Genomic DNA, 2,515 nt, shown 5'->3' with positions numbered 1-2,515 from the left:
TGTCCGTGGCCGTGCCAAAGTCCCCACGGGTGGCCATCGAGAAGTCCCCGCTGATGGCCAGGTAGGTCCCCGTCCCTCGCTCGTCGTGTCGATCGTGAGCTGAGGCCCTGGGCGGTGACGGTGGCGGTGTCTAGCCAGTCACCGCACCGCCCAGGGGAGCTCCATTGAAGTCTGCGAGGGAAGAGTTGGACGTGTTGACCGCCTACCGCGAGGTGGGCAGCTACCGGGGAGCCGCGGCGATCTGCGGCACGACCCACAAGACCGTGAAGCGGATCGTTGAGCGGCACGAGGCCGGCGGGCAGCGCCCGATCCGGGTGCCGCGGCCGGCGAACTACGAGGCGGTGCGCGACCTGGTGGCCGGCCAGGTCGAGAAGACGCACGGCCGGATCAGCGCCAAGCGGCTGCTGCCGGCGGCGCGGGCGGCCGGCTATGGGGGGTCGGCGCGCAACTTCCGGCGACTGGTCGCGGCCGAGAAGAACACGTGGCGACGGGAGAACGCGCGGACCCGCCGGCCGGCGGTGTGGGCGCCGGGTGAGGTGCTGGCCATCGACTGGGGGGTGCTCGGTGGGCTGCACGTGTTCTGCGCGGTGCTGGCGTTCTCCCGGGTCCGGTTCGTCCGGTTCGCCGCTGACGAACGCGCCGAGACCACCCTCGCGTTGCTCGCGGAGTGCTTCGAGACCTTGGGCGGGGTGCCGAAGGTGGTGCTCGCGGATCGAATGGGCTGCCTGAAGGGCGGCGTGGTCGCCGACGTGGTGGTGCCGACCCCGGACTACGTCCGGTTCGCTGCGCACTACCGGTTCCGCCCGGACTTCTGCCGGGCCGCTGACCCGGCCAGCAAGGGCATCGTGGAGAACCTGGTCGGCTACGCCAAGACCGACCTGATGATCCCGCTGCTCGGGGAGGGCGCGGCGGCCGATCTGGCCGAGGCGAACGCGGCCGCGGCCAGCTGGTGCGCCGAGGTCAACGGCGTGCTGCACTCGGAGATCGCCGCGGTGCCGGCCGCCCGGCTGGAGACCGAGCGGGAGTTGCTGGGTGCGCTGCCCTCGCTGCGCCCGGCCATCGGCCGCACGACGCTGCGCAAGGTCGACAAGCTGTCGTGCGTGCGGTTCTCCTCGGCCCGCTACTCGGTGCCCACCGCGCTGATCGGCACCCAGGTCGCGCTGCTGGCCGCTGACGGGCGGCTGACCATCGTGGCCCCCGCCACCGGCGAGGTCGTCGCCGAACACCCGTTGGTCGCACCCGGGGAGGCCAGCGTGCTGGATGAGCACTACGGCGGCCCGCGCCGGGCGCCGCAGCGCGCCCCGCGGCCAAGGAGCGCGGCGGAGCAGGCGTTCTGCGCGCTCGGGCCGGTCGCCGAACGGTGGCTGGTCGGCGCCGCCGCGGCCGGCAACACCCGGCTGGGCCCGGAGCTGGCCGAGCTCTCGGCGCTGGAGGCCGCGCACGGCCGCGACGCACTCACCGGGGCGCTGGGCCGGGCGGTCGCCTTCGGCCGCTGGCACGCCGCCGACATCCGATCGATCCTGGCTGCCGGCGCCGGAGTCGCTCAGGTCCGCCCGGCCGGGCAGGCGCTGGTCATCGAGCTGCCGGCCACCGCCAGCCGGTCGCTGACCGAGTACTCGATGGGCAAGATCTCCGGCACCGGCGCGGCCACCGGGACGATCGCTGGGGCGGGGGCATGACCGCGACCGCACCGCCGCCGCTGCCCGCCGATCTGGAGGGCGGGCTGCGCCGGCTCAAGCTCGCCGCGATGCGCTCCATCGCCCCGGAACTGCTGATCACGGCCAAGACCCAACGCTGGGCGCCCGAGGAGCTGCTCCGCGCCCTGGTCGAGGCCGAGATCGGCGCCCGGGACGCCTCCAACACCCGGCTGCGCCTGAAGGCCGCCGGCTTCCCGATGGTCAAGACGGTCGAGGAGTTCGACCTGGGCGCCAGCAGTATCCCCGCCCCGACCTGGCAGTACCTGACCAGCCTGGAGTGGATCCGCGCAGCGGAGAACCTCTGCCTGGTCGGCCCGGCCGGCACCGGCAAGAGCCACACCCTGCTCGCCCTCGGCCACGCCGCCGTGCTCGCCGGGCACCGGATCCGCTACTTCACCGCCGCCGACCTGGTCGAGACCCTCTACCGCGGGCTGGCCGACAACAGCGTCGGCCGGGTCATCGACACCCTGCTGCGCAACGACCTGATCATCGTCGACGAGGTCGGCTTCGCGCCGCTGGACGACACCGGCACCCAGCTGCTGTTCCGGTTCGTCGCCGCCGCCTACGAACGCCGCGCCCTGGGCATCGGCTCGCACTGGGCCTTCGACCAGTGGGGCCGCTTCCTGCCCGAACACACCACCGCAGTCAGCCTCCTGGACCGGCTGCTGCACCACAGCGTCGTCATCGCCACCGACGGCGAGTCCTACCGGATGCGCCAAGCCCGCACCCGAGGAGGTGACCGCCCCACCCGCTAATCACCGCGAGGGGCGGGGACTTTCACCTGGCCACCAACGGGGACCTGAGCTTGGCCATTGACA

Annotated in this window: 2 protein-coding genes; both read left to right on the top strand. The window is 73.2% G+C overall.

Features of this window, described 5'->3' with window-relative positions; genetic code table 11:
* Nucleotides 1-164: 164 nt before the first annotated feature.
* A complete protein-coding gene (gene istA / locus NH342_RS22680; protein WP_253018585.1) occupies nucleotides 165-1,679 on the top strand; it encodes an IS21 family transposase in 1,515 nt (504 codons plus the stop codon).
* Entirely contained in the window at nucleotides 1,676-2,452 is a 777-nt protein-coding gene (gene istB, locus NH342_RS22675) for an IS21-like element helper ATPase IstB (protein WP_253018584.1), read from the top strand. The genes istA and istB overlap by 4 nt, the downstream gene beginning before the upstream one ends.
* Nucleotides 2,453-2,515 lie beyond the last annotated feature (63 nt).

Origin of the sequence: Klenkia sp. PcliD-1-E (genome assembly GCF_024124375.1) — a bacterium.
GTDB lineage: Bacteria > Actinomycetota > Actinomycetes > Mycobacteriales > Geodermatophilaceae > Klenkia.
Note: the sequence above shows the minus strand (reverse complement) of the source record. Positions and strands in the feature narration are given on the sequence as shown.

Bases quoted from the DNA above. Each gene is read 5' to 3' on its own strand.
- istB (WP_253018584.1), top strand. From the start codon at position 1,676: ATGACCGCGACCGCACCGCCGCCGCTGCCCGCCGATCTGGAGGGCGGG.